This is a genomic window from Granulosicoccus antarcticus IMCC3135, from assembly GCF_002215215.1.
Lineage (GTDB): Bacteria > Pseudomonadota > Gammaproteobacteria > Granulosicoccales > Granulosicoccaceae > Granulosicoccus > Granulosicoccus antarcticus.
Map to the genome: position 1 here is coordinate 6,146,910 of NZ_CP018632.1, position 14,931 is coordinate 6,161,840.

The window sequence follows — 14,931 nt, forward strand, 5'->3', positions numbered from 1 at the left end:
ATGACTGGCAGATTACCAGCACTTGTACAGGTTAATGGGTCCGTATCACACAAGTTCACCGAGACATAATGTCGTACCGATTCAGGCTTCAGGCGAATCTGTGTCGTGCTCGAGTGTGTCCCAGAACTGTTCCGTCTGTTCAAGCAACTTCGCCTGGTCCCTCGGCAGCTGAACCTGCCAATGCTGGGGAAACAACGCGCGATAAAAACGCTGCTTGAAACGATCGTCAACCAGGATGACCGTGCCACTATCCGTCTCACTTCTCACCAGACGTCCAACCGTCTGCAAAACCCGAGTGAAACCAGGATAACGGTAAGCGAAATCGAAACCATCATGGCCCTGTTGCTGGTAGTGACTTGCTACTAATTGCGTCTGTGCATCCAGCCCTGGCAAACCGGGACTGACAACAATCACACCAATCAGGCGCTCCCCGATGTAGTCGATCCCTTCTCCGAAGACACCACCCAAGATGGCAAAACCCACTCGATGCCCTGGCTGCTCGAGATGCTCCAGCAACTCATGCTGCTGCACACGGGACTGATCACTCGACTGCCTCCAGACCTCCCTCTCCGGATACTTCGATCGGTATGCCTCCCATGCCTGTTGCAGATAAGCATAGGAAGGGAAAAAAACCAGATAATTTCCGTGCCTGATATCGCTAGTCCGATAAATCAGCTCCACCAGTGCATCCAGGGATTCAGTGCGTTTGCGATAGCGCGTATCAATCCAGTCAACGATAGCGTGATTGGCACGCTCCGGAGGAAATGGCGAGGTAAGCTCCAGGAGACCCGTGGTCTCCGGCATACCCAGCGCATCCCTGTAAAACGCTGCCGGACGGAGAGTCGCAGAAAAAACGATGGAGGCCCGAAACAATCGATATTGTCGTAACAATGCAGTTGATGCATCAAGACAGAAGAGCTTGACCAGCACCTCCTTACGTCGACCCGCCTTGTTGATTGAGGTGATACAACGATGATGCTCCCCGAACAAATCACTGATAACAACGAAACGACATAGCGTTCTGAACAGCTCGCCGCTGCTATCCGGCAGTGAGGGTGCTTGAGAAAAACTTGCAACCATGGCCTCGATTACCACCCCTGCAGAACGACCAAGCACTCCACTCATGCTGTCCACTATCTGCAATTCATCGACTTGACCTGCTGCATGCGCCAGGAGTTGACGCGCCAGATTGTCCAGAGCATGTGCTACCAGGGGATGGAACTGACGACAAAGTGAAGCCTGCTCCAGACAATCGGACCGACTCAACTGCGCAGAAAACATCGAACGCGAACGATCAACCAGGTTATGTGCCTCATCAATCAGCAATAGCGTTTTGCTACACGAATCAGAAAAGTGTGGAAGTTTTACAAGTGGATCGAATACATAGTTGTAATCTGCTATGACGACATGAACCCAGGGAAGAAGCTGCAAGGCCAGTTCAAACGGACATAGTTGATGCTCCCAGGCAATATCATCTAACTGCGCATCGCTGATGATCCCGCAGTCCAGCAATTCATCACGTGCAGCGGGCAAACGATCGAAAAAATCCAGAGTCATCGGACAACGTCCGGATTCATCCCGCTCGCATCGCCCGTTGGAACAGAAGCAGGTCGCCTGTTTTGCACGAATCTGCACCGCCGTTACTGCAAGTCCGGATGACTGCATATGCGACAGTGCCTGCAGTGCACTGAGTCTGCCGGCCACCTTGGCCGTCAGGTAGGCAATTTGTGAGACCTGCCCTTCGCCCAGAGACTTGATGGCTGGAAACAGGGCACTGAGCGTCTTGCCGATTCCGGTAGGTGCCTCACACATCAGTGGCTGAGCATCTCGTGCAGCGCGGTAAATAGCCACCGCCATATCACGCTGACCGGCTCGAAAATCCCCAAAAGGGAAGCTCATGTCTCTGGCACTGGCCATCAATTTCTGCTGCCAGAGCGATACCCGTTCTAGCCACTGCAGATAGGTTTCAAGTGCCGAGCGTGCGTACTGTTCCAACTCGACCCTGCTGAGAGTCCGTCGTTGATACTCCTGCGTGTCCGCACGAATATTGACGTGTACCAGTTCGAGTTGCAATTGCTCCAGACCCGCTGCAGATTCCTCTGCGCAGAGATAGATGAAACCATAAAGGTATAACTGCGCCCACTGCAGACTTTGCTGCGAATCAGGCACCTGTTCTGCGGGCACCAGTGTCGTCTTGATTTCGGTCAGGCAGTGGCGGGTACGATCGAGCAGATCAACACGGCCGCGCAATCTGACATCACCCTGCGCCGTTGTTATCGTACAGACAAGACTGACTTCAGATTCTATCGACGTTGCCTGATTTTCACTATCAAGCACTGCCGCACGTTGCATTTTCTGATGCGCAAGAATGCCTTCTCGAGCGGTAGGAGCCGCATTTCCTGCAGGATTCAAATCTCCTGTACGACACGAAAAATCAGCCAGCGCAGTCACTGAGATGCGATGTGCTGGCATCGCTTTCATTGCCCGGCTTTGCCGATCACATCCTGGGCCCAGCGTATATTCACCACCCGACAGGGGATGCCGTGAGAATCAAAGTACTGCATCCAGCGAAGCTGGTTTTTCTGCAAGACATCACCAGGGCCCTTGACCTCGATGAACTCGTACCCAGCCTCTTCGCGAAACAGAATCAAGTCCGGAAACCCGGAGGTATTGTCGCGTGTATCACTCAGAATACGTTGAAACATGGCACGCCAGTGGCTTACCGGAATTCTTTCCAGAGAGTGTGACAGCAACGCCAAGGATATCTGATCCCACCTCACCAGAGGGTTGGATTTTCCCTGATGACGTTCATAGGCTTCAAACACACGGTCGGTAAAACGTGACTCGGATTCCAGCTCCTCAAAGCGTGTCATGAGCAAGTTCGCTCGTCGAGCTGAGAATGAAGGTTGATAGAAATCGGCTGGTGCCGATTGAAAGGGATTGAAGAAGGCACCGGCAATCGGGAAATAGATGATGTCCCAGATAAACAGACCGAGCACGGCGTTGACCAGAGCATTTTCGGTGTAATAACAGTCACCGAGTCGCCCATAGAATGCACGGGCAGCATATTCTACTCGATCAGAAGACTCACTCAGGGTCAAGGCTGTAGTTTGCGGCTTGAAACGTACCTGCTTGATCGCCGGCAAACCAGCCGCCTTTCTATACTGCTGCTGCAAGCGATCGGCAACCTGGTCTTCGGCATCGTTGAACGGTGCTTCGCGCATCAGAGATAATAATCGGCCCGCATGATCCAGCTCGCCTCTGCCCAGGTGCAGGCGCACCCGTCGTTCCCTGGCAGGCGGATGCACGGAAACCGCATAGAGCTCCAGTGCATCATCCTGACAACCCAGACGCTCCAGCTGTCGAGCGATCCGGTTACGCAGGCGATCGACGCGACGCAGCAGATGATCGTCGCCGGCAATCATGACGGGTAATTGTGCAACCAGTGCCAGCAACGGCCGCACCTCTTTCAAACTGATGGTATCGAGCAAGGCTTCACATTCGAAATACCGCAGATGAGCATTCAATTGACTTCTGGTGGCGAAGGGTCTGGCAGGAGCATCCAATGCGTAGTTTTCGTAGATGACTGTACCCAGTTCCTGCAAAACGAACTCAGTGCTGTCCTGATACAAATTACCAAAATAACCCAGCCTGAACACCGACCAGTGCTGATGCCCATACAGCGTTATCCACTCATCAGCCTGCTGCAGAATGGTCGAAAAACGAGCCTGCTCACCGGCGTTCGCAGCGAGCAGCTCATCAATCAACTCGACTCGCGAACGAGGCCACTTCCCCCCGGGTATCAACAAAGCGCTGAGCTCCGGTTTGGTAAAAGCACTCAGCAGAATCTGCAGATTATCCGGTGGAAGCGTCTCGGCAAGTCCTCGGGTAGCCAGCTCTGAGGCTGCCGAGTCCAGTGATTCAATTTCCGGATAACTGATCCGGCTCAAGCGAAAAACTGATCCCTTTCGGCTCAGCAAACGAATATAGAGTTGCTGGGCTGATTCTGTCGATGCTTGCAACGAGTCATACCACTGCCGCTCGGCAGGGGTGAGAATATCGCGATAAGTGTCGACAACGAAATCTGCCAATCGGTGAAAGTTCGCCAGATAGTAGTTTTCTGCCAACGCCTCTGGGCGTCCTGTTTGCATGCTAGAGCTCTGATTCAATGAAAAATTATGATCGCCGCAAATGGCTGAGATATCTGCTTCTGGCACCCCTGATGCCGTATCCGGCAATGTCGCTGGCTGCCAATGAAATCCCCAACCCGATACAGTCTACTGATAATGAGGGCTGTCAGCCAATCCTGAGCCACACCATCCGCCCTCTGATGGGTCCCGATGAGCATCCGTTATGTGATGAGCACGCAGGAAAGGTGTTGCTGATGGTCAATACTGCCAGTCGATGTGGCTTTACCCCACAATTTGAAGCCTTGGAAGTGCTTCATCAACGCTACCAGTCACAAGGTTTCGAGGTTTTGGGATTTCCTTCGGACGATTTCCGGCAGGAGCTTGATTCGGAAGCCGAGGTCGCACAGTTCTGCGAACTGAACTACGGCGTCAGTTTCCCCATGTTCCAGAAGATTCATGTGACCTCCGGCGATGCTCATCCGATTTACCGTGACCTGGCATCCGCCTCAGGTACTTACCCTCGCTGGAACTTCAATAAATACCTGGTCGACCGGAACGGCCGTGTGATTGCTCACTTCGAAGCCAGTGAACTGCCACTGGGGCAGACCATGATCAGTGCAGTTGAGGCTTTGCTCTAGAAGCCTGGCCAGACATCGAACTACGTAATCCAATGTGCCTGCCGGCCAGCGCCTCCAACAGGATATTAGCCAGCGCTCTGTGCCACGACGAGATTGACGTTCAGCGTGCGCCGTCGCGTGCGCCGTCGCGTTCAGCGCCGCTTCCGTCCTGCCCGAGCTCCAGGAAATGCTTGAAAACTGTCTCGGCGCGCTGCCAGACACCCTGATCCAGCTGTTTGAGTGTCAACAGATACGGCAGCATTTGCCGGGAGAAGTCCTCACTGCTCTCTTTAGGCAGGAGTGAAGGCAGATGATCAATGGCAATCAGGTCCAGCGCGGGGCTCTGGGCTGCAGCCTCTATCAATCTGACTACCGGCTTATCCATCGTTGTACAGCTCTGGTAGATCGGCAAGGGATTGTATTCACCCGTCGGATCGCAACTGACATCGGCAATCACATTCAGGCGACGCTGAGTGCTATTGAGGTGCTCCAGATCAGTGAAAGGTGGATTAGGCGAATTGACAAAAACGCAGTTGATCAACAGATCATGTTGCAGAACCGCCTCAAACGGCCCACCTGCTGCTGTCTCCTGCTGATCCCACTGGCTTACCGTCAACCCGCAAGCTGTCAATAATTCACAGGCTCCACGTCCACACCGACCCAATGCACCAATAACCAATGCATTGGGCTGAGCACCCGTTTGTGCCAGTGATTCGCGAATCTGCGCAACCAGGGCATTCTTGTCGGGCCATGACTGCAAGGTATCGAGACTAGGCACTTTTCCCTGCGCCTGAGCGGCGTGCGCCAGAACCGCCATGGCCGCACCGACAAAACCAGCCCAGTAACCAAACGCTGCGACACGACGACCGGTGTCATCGACCAGATATTCCAGATCATAGAGAGTACCGCCACCAGCGCCGAATGCCTGCACGGTCTCACGCCAGCCGGTCTGATGTTTATACACATGCGCAAAATGTACATGCCGGCGCGTAAATGGGCCCAGCTCATCGTCCAGTTCCTTGAGCCCAAGAATGATTGCATGTGCCGCTGACTCACGCCAGGCACCGGCAGCCACCAGACGACAACCTGCCTCGGCATAGTCACTATCAGGAAATATCCGCGCCGGACTTCGCTCTACCACCAGTTCAAAGCCAGCCTCAATGAGCTCACGGGCAACACCCGGTGTTACCAGGGTTCGCTCTTCGAAGGCTTTGGTTTCAGCGCGCAGCCACAGCAATGTGTTGTCCATGAGCAATTTCTAATTGAGAGAATTGATGGTTGGCAACCTGATGCCAGCCGGTAGTTAAGGATCAATGTACGGACAAGGTGGGGGTAGAGTCAATCTGGCCAATGCTGGCAGCCTCATCGTAGCCAGCGGCGTGCAAGGCTGCAATACAGTTGACGGCCTGAGCCGCTGGCACAGCAGCCAGCAGCCCACCGCCGGTTTGCGGGTCACACAGAATTGCCAGACGAGAGTCGGCAAGCTCAGGATCCACGACAATCGTATCCAGTACCTGTTTGTTCTGAGGCCACAGCGAACTGCGAACACCCTGCTCTGCCAGTGTCAGTGCGCCTTGCAAGACGGGCACCTGTTGTGCATCTACGCTCGCCCCTGCCTGCAAGCCACGAAGCAGCCTGTCCAGATGCCCCAACAGGCCGAAACCGGTAACATCAGTCATGTAATGCGAACCCGCTGTGCGGCAGATTTGTGCAGCGCTACGATTGCTGTTCAACATATGCCCCAGAGCTGCATTAATAGTGGAGCCATTGGTTTTTTGCTGCATCAGACCCGCGAACAACGTGCCGATTCCCAGCGGCTGAGTCAGGATCAGAACATCACCCGCTTGCACCGATGGTTCAGGCATCTTGTCTTGTTGCCTGTTCAGTACGGCATTCACAACGACACCGATAGAGAGCTCATCACCCTCGACAGAGTGTCCGCCTGCCAGCAAGCAATTCTCCTCTGACAAGGCTTCCACGACCCCGGCCATCAGCTGAGTCAGGTCGCGCTCGACAATCGCAGGCACTGCGGTGGGCACCGTCACGATAAGCTGAGCCGAGTGCACGCGGACATCTACCGTCACGACATCGCTCAGCGCGTGCATGACGGCAATGCGGCCCAGCAGATAGGGATCGTCTACGATGGCATTGATGTGATCAATGGACTGCACCAGATGATCGCCCCCCAGATTCAGGACCGCCGTATCGCCAGCCGGCGACAACGTGGTCGTGCCTGCCTGCAGCGTGCTGGCACCGATGCTGTGCAGCACACGCTCCAGAAGTTGTTCGCCAACCTTGGAGCCACAACCACGGCAACGCATCGCCGGAAGTATCGTCGCATCGGTCGCGGTGCTGAGCGCATAGCGATGCTTCAATACATCGGGTAATCGTTGCAGATTCGCATTGATGTTCATGGGTGGTAAATCCCTGAATTTGCGCATGAAAGTCTGATCAATATGATCTTTCCAGCGCCAGATCCAGTCAGCCTCGATGGCCAGAGATCCCCTGCTGGCGATGGCACGCTTGCCGCCGGTCGCCATCAGACTCAGGAAGTCCTTCTGCGGGGAAAAGGCCTTCATCGCATCCCCCAGAATAAATCGGCGAATGTTCTCGTACAGATAAGGCGCCTGTCGTACGGCATAGACCCCCGCCTTGGCACTGGGGGTGTCTAGCTGTGTGCCTATATCACCCGTGGCAAATACAAAGTCGTGAGACACACTTTGCAGATAGGCATTGGTACTGACAAAGCCACGTTGATCCACCGACAGACCCGCTGCAGCTGGCCATGCAGGACCCGTGGCCGCGGTACACCAGAGAATTTCATCCAGCGCCACGACTCGTCCGTCCGCAGCATTCAGCTTGCCAGCCTCAACTCGAACGACATCAAAACCGGTATGCACCTGAATACCATCCCGGATCGCTGCAGCCAGCGCCAGTTCTCCCACACGCGCTGGTCGACCACTCAGCGGCAACTCACCGCGCAAGAACCAGTGAATGCTGGCGACCTGTGCCGGCAAAACGTGTCGCATGGCGGCGACTACTTCGTATCCACCGGCCCCTGAACCCACCACACCGATGGATACGGATTTGGCATCTGGCTGATTCAACCGATTCTGCAGATCCTGCCAGCGTGCATGGAAACCGTGCACCGGCTTGACCGGCACAACATGCTCGCGCGAGCCATCAATCGACAGGTCCGGCGTACTTCCTGTATCCAGTGAGAGCACATCGAAGCCAAGTGCCGGGCGCCCTTGCAGGCGCCCTTGCAGGCGCCCTTGCAGGCGCCCTTGCACGCGCCCACTCTCGAAGTGTACTTGGCGATTTTCCAGGTCCACAGAGGTAATGCTCTGCTCAATGAACCTGACACCTGCCCAAGCGCAAAGTTTGCGCAGATCGACATGGATATCATCGACATCGTAGTGACCGGCTATCAAACCTGGCAACATGCCTGAATAAGGCGTCTGCGCCGAGCTGGACACCAACGTCAGACGAACGCCAGGCAAGGGCCGCATGGCCCAACGACGAATCAGCAGAACATGGCTGTGACCGCCACCAACAAGAAGAACGTCACTGACAACAGGGACGTGCATCATTGCTTCGCGGTCCACTCGAGCAATTCGTCAGCACCGCCTTTCATGACCACTCGTTGCAGTTTCTTGCTCAGTTGATAGTCGTACATGGGATCGTAGTATTCGCGCAGCATCACCTCGATGAAATCACCATAGGCCGTGGTATCGCCATGAGTTCGGTGAAGCTGTAGCGCATGATCCAGCAGCTGCAAAGCACGCAGATAGTTCTCTTGCCCGAAGCGTTTCTTGATTCGGGAAAGACTGGAGCGATGATGCTCGGCATAGCCATTGAAGCCTGCCTCATTACCCTGCAAGGCCTGGTAACGGGCAAGCAGATCAGGCACGTAATCATCAAAGCAATTGATGATGCGCTGTTGCATATCGCATTCGAGTATCAACATGGGCGCGTCCTGCATCGCCAGACGAAGCGTGTCAGGTAAGCAGACGCGTCCTATCAATCGTGCTTCGTCTTCCAGATAGACCTGCTTCGAACCAGCCTCTTCCAGCTTCATCAGCTCGATGGTGACCGCATTTTCAAAGTCGATATTACTGGGCTGCGCGGCAGCCATGCCACCAAAACTGGACCCGCGATGGTTGGCGACACCTTCCAGATCTACCGTGCTGCCCAGACGCCTGATCAGCAGGGTCTTGCCATTGCCGGTTCGTCCACCAATCAATGTGAATTTCAGTGAGTCGCAGAGCGAGACAAGCGATTCAATAAGAAAAGTTCGCAGGGCCTTATAGCCGCCACTGACCAGAGGCAGATCGATACCAGCCTCGACAAGCCACTGCTGCGTGATGCGCGAACGCAATCCGCCGCGAAAACAGTACAGAGCACCGTGCGGGTTCTTTGCTGCGAATTCTGCCCACGCCGCAACTCGTTGCTGGCGAAGTTCCGGTGTCACCAGATCTGCACCAAGACTGATGGCCTGTTGCTGGCCAGCCTGCTTGTAACGAATTCCGACCAGATGCCGTTCATCGTCCGTCATGAGCGGACGATTGATCGAGCTGGGAAATGAGCCCTTGATGAACTCCACGGGTGCTCTTACATCGAGCAGCGGTGTGTCAGAAAGAAACAGGGCGCGATAATCTTCAATCGTGCGCCCTGGCTGCTGTGGCACCGTCACAGGTGCATCCTTTGTCGGTGACATGCCGGTACTCACAGCAGATGGGTAGAGAAAAGTCTGAATTGCTCAGTATTTGTCACTGAGCAATTTTTTCATCGCATCACCTGAAGGCAACACACCTTTTGCCGCGTAGGCATGCAGCTTGGTTCGCGAGTCATTGATATCAAGATTTCGCAATGACAACTGACCGATTCGATCCAGCGGACTGAATGCCTCGTCCTCGACCACTTCCATGGACAGGTTCTCAGGTGCATAGGTCAGAGAGTCGCTCTCGGTGTTGAGCAGCGTGTAATCATCACCACGACGCAGTTCCAGTGTCACGGTGCCATTGACACTCTGGCCAATCCACTTCTGCAGCGTATCGCGCAACATCAATGCCTGAGGATCGAACCAGCGTCCCTGATAAAGCAATTTGCCAAGTCGACGACCCAGAGAATGATAGTTGTCCAGCGTGTCTTCGTTATGAATGCCGTTCAACAGACGCTCGTAGGCGATATGCAGTAACGCCATTCCAGGAGCTTCGTAAATACCACGGCTCTTGGCTTCGATGATGCGGTTCTCAATCTGATCACACATGCCCAGACCGTGACGGCCGCCAATCGCGTTGGCTTCCTTGAACAGTTCCACTGCAGAATCGAAACGCTTGCCGTTCAGAGCAACCGGCATGCCTTCCTCGTAAGTCACAGTGACTTGTTCGGCAGCAATTTCGACCGCTGGATCCCAGAATTTCACGCCCATGATGGGTTGCACGATATTCATGCCTCGATCCAGAAATTCAAGATCTTTGGCTTCATGGGTCGCACCCAGAATATTAGCGTCAGTGGAGTACGCTTTTTCCTTGCTGGCACGGTATTCGAAACCGTTGGCATTCAGGTAATCGCTCATCTCTGCACGGCCACCAAGCTGGGCAACAAAGTTGGTGTCCAGCCATGGCTTGTAGATACGCAGATCAGGGTTGGTCATCAGCCCGTAACGATAGAAACGTTCGATATCGTTGCCCTTGTAAGTCGAGCCGTCACCCCAGATATGAACATCATCAAGCAACATGGACTTCACCAGGATGGTGCCGGTAACAGCTCGTCCCAGAGGCGTCGTGTTGAAGTATTTCTTGCCGCCGCTCTCAATATGAAAAGCGCCACACATGATGGCCACCAGACCTTCATTGACCAGTACATCGACACAGTCAACCGTGCGAGCTTCCTCAGCACCGTAGGCGCGAGCACGTCCAGCGATTTCTTCGAAATCATCCTCATCAGGCTGACCCAGATCAGCCGTATAGGCGTAGGGAACAGCACCCTTCTCTTTCATCCACGCAATGGCAGCGGATGTATCCAGGCCTCCAGAAAACGCTATGCCAACCTTCTGGCCCACCGGCAACGACAACAGAATCTTGTTCATGAACCCAAGTCAAACCCAATACCCTTCGATCCCCCCAGTCTACCAAACATACCCCCTGGGTCGGACCATCATTACTTATTGATTCTGTTTAAAGTTTCATGAAATTTGGCCCTATCAAGGCCACTAAACCCACATCAGACGGTAGAAAAAGGACTGTTTAGCGTCGGTTTCAACGCATTCTGCAGCCAGTTTTCGGTTCTATGCTTACCCAGCTGTCACCTGCAAACAGGTGATAGCTGAGTTTTGCAGACATCCCCTCCTTAAAAGCCTGTTTTGACTATGAAAAACAGGCTTTTAAGGGATAAAACGGGCAAGAAATCAGACTAAATATCTTTACAATCAGTAACTTGCGATGGTCCGACCCGTGGGTTAGCGTTCTTTTAGGTAGGGGATGCCGACGGCTTTGGGGGCGGTGGCGCGGCCGATGAAGCCGGCCAGCAGAATGACGGTCAGGACGTAGGGTAAGGCCTGAATGGCCTGTACCGGTACTTCACCGATAACCGGCAGCACAACGCCTTGCAGGCGAATGGCAACAGCGTCCAGAAATCCGAACATCAGACAGGCCAGCAGCGCAGGAACCGGGCGCCATTTACCAAAAATCAGTGCCGCTAGCGCGATATAACCCTGCCCGGCAGTCATCTCTCGAACAAATGAGGCGTTCTGGGCCGTCGATAAGTAGGCTCCCGCAACACCCGCCAAAGCGCCACAAATGGCCACTGCGCAGTATCTCAAACGACTGACCGACAATCCGGCTGTATCAACGGCGAGCGGATTTTCACCGACGGCACGCAGGCGCAAGCCAAAGCGCGTCCGGTAGACAACCCACCATGTTCCAAAGACAGCCAGCCAGGAGAGATAAACCAGCACATTGTGGCCACTGATGACGTCGCCGTAGAACTGCCCGATAAACGGTATGGAGCTCACAGCATCAACCAGTGGCAGGTCAATGGGCATGAAACGCGCATCGCTGCCCAGTGCCGGGGTCTGACCGCCTTGTGAAAACCAGGCGATACCCAGCACAACGGTCAGTCCAGAAGCCAGAATGTTGATCGCAAGACCACTGACTACCTGATTACCTCTGTGTGTAATACACGCAAAGCCATGTACCAGCGCCAGAGCTATACCGACGAGAATACCGGTGCCTAGTGCCAACCAGGCACTGCCGGTTACAGCAGCCACAGCAGCGGCGGCAAATGCCGAGGCCAGCATCTTGCCCTCCAGGCTGATGTCGACAATGCCCGAACGTTCAGAGAAAAGCCCCGCCATGGCGGCTAGCACCAGCGGTGTGGAGACCCGCAGGGTGGCATCGAGTACAGCGAAAAATCCGGAGAGTGCATCCATCAGGCAGCCACCACCTCATCCACGGGTTTGAACTTCAGGTACACCTTGACGACCCATGGCCGCAGCATCAGTGCCAATGCGCCAGAGAACAAGATGATCAGCCCCTGGATGGCAACCACCATTTCTCGGGTAATCGTCGGAATCTCAAACGCCAATTCCGCCCCACCCTGATACAGCACCCCAAACAACAGGCTGGCCATGATGATCCCTACCGGATGATTACGCCCCATCAGTGAGACGGCAATTCCGGTAAATCCATAACCTGCCGGAAAATTCAGCAACAAGCGATGATGTACGCCCATGATCTCGTTAACGGCAACAAATCCTGCCAGAGCACCCGAGATGCACATCGCGGTAATGATGACGGCTTTAGGCTTGATGCCGGCATAGCGTGCAGCATCTTCACTCTGACCGGATGTACGCAGCTCGTAGCCCCAGCGTGTTCGCCAGATGTAGACCCAGACAAAGACACTGCACAGCAGAGCAAAGAACAGCGACATATTCAATGGACTACGCGTGACTTCCATGCCGAACCAGCCCAGAAATTCGTGCATGAACGGCATCCAGGCCGATTCATCGAAAGCTCGGGTTTCCGGTGACATCTGCCCCGGCTTGATCAATACATTCACCAGCAGGTAAACCATGATCGAGGAGGCGATGAAATTGAACATGATGGTCGTGATGACGATATGGCTGCCACGATAGGCTTGCAACCAGGCGGGAATAAATGCCCAGGCAGCGCCGAAAACGCCGGCGGCAATAATGCCCAGTGGAATCAGGAGCAAGGTCGGCAGGTATTGATCCAGCGTCAGGAAGACAAGGCCCACACCCAGCCCGCCGATATAGGCCTGCCCTTCACCACCGATATTGAACAGATTTGCATGAAAGGCCACTGCAACGGCCAAACCGGTAAAGATAAAATTGGTCGTGTAGTACAGGGTGTAACCAATGGCCTCATCGTAGCCGAAAGCACCATTGATCATGATGCCCACCGCTTCGACGGGATTCACACCGATGGCCAGCATGATGAGACCGGAAAAGAACAGTGCCATCAGGATATTCAGCACTGGAATGAGGCCGATTTCCAGCCAGGCTGGTAACGGAATGCTGCTGGTATTGATACTCATGCTGCCGTTTCCTGATGCGCATTGGCCATCATCAGCCCCAGCTGAGTCTTGTCGGCGTCGCGTCCATTGATTTCAGCAACGACCTGACCTTCGTACATGACGATGATCCGATCGGCCAGGGTCATGATTTCATCGAGTTCGACCGACACCAGCAGCACTGCACAGCCGCCATCGCGCATCTCGATGATTTTTTCGTGAATGAGTTCGATAGCGCCGATATCGACACCTCGAGTTGGTTGACCCACCAGCAATACGTCCGGCTTTTTCTCCAACTCGCGGGCAAGGATCAGCTTCTGCTGGTTACCGCCGGAAAAGGATGCAGACTTCAGCTTGGGATCGCAGGGACGCACATCGAAGCTTTCCATGAGTTTGCGACAGCCATTGCGAATGGCATCCAGTCGCAGCAAACCTCTTGCATTGAATTGCTCGGAGCGTTGATAGCCCAACACCGAACTTTCGGCGGCTGTGAAAGATTTCACCAGACCCAGCTTCAACCGATCCTCGGGTACGTGGTGCACTTTCAGGGCTCGCATCTCCGATGGGTTGATAGGCTTATCGGCGGTCACCGTTCGGCCATTCAAGGTTACCTGGCCTGAGGTGGGGGAATTGATGCCTGACAACACTTCAAGCAGCATACTCTGACCATTGCCAGCGACACCGGCCACACCTACGATCTCGCCCCGCCTGACATTGAAGGACAGATTTTTCAGGCGTACCTTGCCGGTTCGATCAATGACACCCAGGTCGCGGACTTCGATGCCGAGCGGTGTATCTGCAGGCAAAGACTGATCGCGGTGATAATTTTTGGTTTCCAGCTTCCGGCCAACCATCAGCTCGGCCAGCTCGCTCATGCTGGTATCGCTGGTTTTCCTGTGAGCCACCATCTCTCCCATTCTCAGAACGGAGACAGTGTCAGTTATGTCCATGATTTCGCGCAATTTATGCGTAATCAGGATAATGGTTACGCCCTGCTCCTTCAGCGCGTTGAGAACGCGAAACAACTGGTCTGCTTCCTGCGGTGTCAATACCCCCGTAGGCTCGTCCAGTATGAGAATTTCTGCATGCCGGTACAGAGCCTTGAGAATCTCTGTCCGTTGCTGCTCGCCAACTCGCAGCTGGGAAACCAGGCTATCAACGCGAACCGACAGGTGATACTCATCGGCCAGACGCTGCAGCTCTGTGCGCGCTTTGGCGGCACTGTGGGACAGCAAGGCATGCCCTTCAGCCCCGAGCATGACGTTTTCAAGCACGCTGAAAGTATCAACCAGCATGAAATGCTGATGCACCATACCGATACCGGCAGCGATGGCATCTTGTGAATTGTGAATCGCGACCGGCTTGCCATTGATCAGCACCTCACCACTGTCAGCCTGATAAAAGCCGTACAGGATACTCATGAGGGTGGATTTTCCAGCACCATTCTCACCCACAATACCGTGGATGGTGCCGCGCCTGACCTTGAGGTCTATTTCATGATTGGCACGGACAGCACCAAAACGCTTGGAAATACCGCGCAGCTCGATAGCGTACGCGGCATCTGCTTCCACTGAGCTGGCAGACGAAGTCATAAGTGTGATTCGCCTGTTCCAGCGTCAATGAATGTCATGGCCTGGGATCTGATA

General features: G+C 54.4%; 10 protein-coding genes. 1 reads left to right on the plus strand and 9 read right to left on the minus strand.

Annotation, left to right across the window (positions count from 1 at the left end; translation table 11 throughout):
• Positions 1-81: 81 nt before the first annotated feature.
• Together IMCC3135_RS26620 and IMCC3135_RS26625 are read right to left on the minus strand one after the other, a co-directional pair.
• Positions 82-2,481, minus strand: coding sequence for an ATP-dependent DNA helicase (locus IMCC3135_RS26620; RefSeq protein WP_088920353.1), 2,400 nt, complete (start codon positions 2,479-2,481; stop codon positions 82-84).
• Positions 2,478-4,151 carry a VRR-NUC domain-containing protein gene (locus IMCC3135_RS26625; RefSeq protein ID WP_088920354.1) on the minus strand — a complete coding sequence of 558 codons (1,674 nt, stop codon included), beginning with the start codon at positions 4,149-4,151 and terminating at the stop codon, positions 2,478-2,480. The genes IMCC3135_RS26620 and IMCC3135_RS26625 overlap by 4 nt, the downstream gene beginning before the upstream one ends.
• A 17-nt stretch (positions 4,152-4,168) precedes the next feature.
• On the opposite strand from IMCC3135_RS26625, the gene IMCC3135_RS26630 reads away from it, so the two are divergent.
• Entirely contained in the window at positions 4,169-4,768 is a 600-nt protein-coding gene (locus IMCC3135_RS26630) for a glutathione peroxidase (RefSeq protein WP_236994666.1), read from the plus strand.
• A 100-nt stretch (positions 4,769-4,868) separates the two neighbouring features.
• Here IMCC3135_RS26630 and IMCC3135_RS26635 read toward each other — a convergent pair whose 3' ends face one another.
• The 7 genes from IMCC3135_RS26635 to IMCC3135_RS26665 all read right to left on the minus strand — a co-directional run bounded on the left by IMCC3135_RS26635 (position 4,869) and on the right by IMCC3135_RS26665 (position 14,877).
• The gene (locus IMCC3135_RS26635) at positions 4,869-5,996 is read right to left on the minus strand and encodes a saccharopine dehydrogenase (RefSeq protein WP_088920355.1); all 1,128 of its coding nucleotides are present in this window, start codon (positions 5,994-5,996) and stop codon (positions 4,869-4,871) included.
• Between the two features lie 61 nt (positions 5,997-6,057).
• Positions 6,058-8,340: a selenide, water dikinase SelD gene (gene selD / locus IMCC3135_RS26640; RefSeq protein WP_157736287.1), complete on the minus strand. Its 2,283-nt coding sequence runs from the start codon at positions 8,338-8,340 to the stop codon at positions 6,058-6,060.
• Positions 8,337-9,467, minus strand: a complete 1,131-nt coding sequence (gene mnmH / locus IMCC3135_RS26645) for a tRNA 2-selenouridine(34) synthase MnmH (RefSeq protein WP_088920357.1) — start codon at positions 9,465-9,467, stop codon at positions 8,337-8,339. The genes selD and mnmH overlap by 4 nt, the downstream gene beginning before the upstream one ends.
• A gap of 42 nt (positions 9,468-9,509) precedes the next feature.
• Entirely contained in the window at positions 9,510-10,841 is a 1,332-nt protein-coding gene (gene argG, locus IMCC3135_RS26650; protein ID WP_088920358.1) for an argininosuccinate synthase, read from the minus strand.
• A gap of 369 nt (positions 10,842-11,210) precedes the next feature.
• On the minus strand, positions 11,211-12,182 hold the full coding sequence (locus IMCC3135_RS26655) for an ABC transporter permease (RefSeq protein WP_088920359.1): 972 nt from the start codon (positions 12,180-12,182) through the stop codon (positions 11,211-11,213).
• Entirely contained in the window at positions 12,182-13,309 is a 1,128-nt protein-coding gene (locus IMCC3135_RS26660; protein WP_088920360.1) for an ABC transporter permease, read from the minus strand. The genes IMCC3135_RS26655 and IMCC3135_RS26660 overlap by 1 nt, the downstream gene beginning before the upstream one ends.
• On the minus strand, positions 13,306-14,877 hold the full coding sequence (locus IMCC3135_RS26665; protein ID WP_088920361.1) for an ABC transporter ATP-binding protein: 1,572 nt from the start codon (positions 14,875-14,877) through the stop codon (positions 13,306-13,308). Before IMCC3135_RS26665 ends, IMCC3135_RS26660 begins: the two co-directional genes overlap by 4 nt.
• Between the last annotated feature and the right edge of the window lie 54 nt (positions 14,878-14,931).

Excerpts from the sequence above, each read along its gene's own strand:
- IMCC3135_RS26620 (WP_088920353.1), bottom strand. The coding sequence starts at position 2,481 with ATGAAAGCGATGCCAGCACATCGCATCTCAGTGACTGCGCTGGCTGAT.
- IMCC3135_RS26625 (WP_088920354.1), bottom strand. The coding sequence starts at position 4,151 with ATGCAAACAGGACGCCCAGAGGCGTTGGCAGAAAACTACTATCTGGCG.
- IMCC3135_RS26630 (WP_236994666.1), top strand. The coding sequence starts at position 4,169 with ATGAAAAATTATGATCGCCGCAAATGGCTGAGATATCTGCTTCTGGCA.
- IMCC3135_RS26635 (WP_088920355.1), bottom strand. The coding sequence starts at position 5,996 with ATGGACAACACATTGCTGTGGCTGCGCGCTGAAACCAAAGCCTTCGAA.
- selD (WP_157736287.1), bottom strand. The coding sequence starts at position 8,340 with ATGATGCACGTCCCTGTTGTCAGTGACGTTCTTCTTGTTGGTGGCGGT.
- mnmH (WP_088920357.1), bottom strand. The coding sequence starts at position 9,467 with ATGTCACCGACAAAGGATGCACCTGTGACGGTGCCACAGCAGCCAGGG.
- argG (WP_088920358.1), bottom strand. The coding sequence starts at position 10,841 with ATGAACAAGATTCTGTTGTCGTTGCCGGTGGGCCAGAAGGTTGGCATA.
- IMCC3135_RS26655 (WP_088920359.1), bottom strand. The coding sequence starts at position 12,182 with ATGGATGCACTCTCCGGATTTTTCGCTGTACTCGATGCCACCCTGCGG.
- IMCC3135_RS26660 (WP_088920360.1), bottom strand. The coding sequence starts at position 13,309 with ATGAGTATCAATACCAGCAGCATTCCGTTACCAGCCTGGCTGGAAATC.
- IMCC3135_RS26665 (WP_088920361.1), bottom strand. The coding sequence starts at position 14,877 with ATGACTTCGTCTGCCAGCTCAGTGGAAGCAGATGCCGCGTACGCTATC.